The organism is Kitasatospora phosalacinea (assembly GCF_030268885.1).
GTDB lineage: Bacteria > Actinomycetota > Actinomycetes > Streptomycetales > Streptomycetaceae > Kitasatospora > Kitasatospora phosalacinea_C.
This window is the reverse complement of the sequence record NZ_BSSA01000107.1, coordinates 1-521: the sequence shown is the minus strand read 5'-3', so window position 1 is coordinate 521 and position 521 is coordinate 1. Positions and strand designations below refer to the sequence as shown.

The window sequence follows — 521 nt, the reverse complement described above, 5'->3', positions numbered from 1 at the left end:
CCTTGTCGGCGATCACGTGGTCGGGCCGGGTGCGAGGCCGCCCGGGCCCGATGCGTGGGACGCGGATGGCCTGCATGACGTGCTCGAAGCGGGTGCAGTCGTTGGTGTTGCCGCCGGTCAGGACGAAACCGAGCGGGCGCCCGCGTCCATCACATGCCAGGTGGAGTTTGGTGCTCAGTCCTCCACGGGACCGGCCGAGGGCGTGATCACCCGCTTCGTCCTGATCGAGTGCCCCTTTTTGCCGCCGGCAGCGTGCTGGTGGGCCCGGACGATTGTGGAGTCGACCGACACCAGCCAGTCGATGTCGCCTGCAGCATCCTTCTCCGCCTGGACCTGCTTCAGTATGCGCGAGAACGTGCCGTCCAGCGCCCACCTGCGGAAACGCGTGTACAGCGTCTGCCACGAGCCGTACCGCTCCGGCACGTCACGCCAGGCCGAACCGGTCCGCAGCTTCCATACGATCCCGTTCAGCACCACCCGGTCATCACTGCGCGGCCGCCCCGCGGTCCCCGAACTCGGCA

At 68.5% G+C, this 521-nt stretch carries 1 pseudogene; it reads right to left on the bottom strand.

Features of this window, described 5'->3' with window-relative positions:
* A pseudogene (locus QSK52_RS39150) lies at positions 1-521 on the bottom strand (IS5 family transposase); the annotation flags it as partial.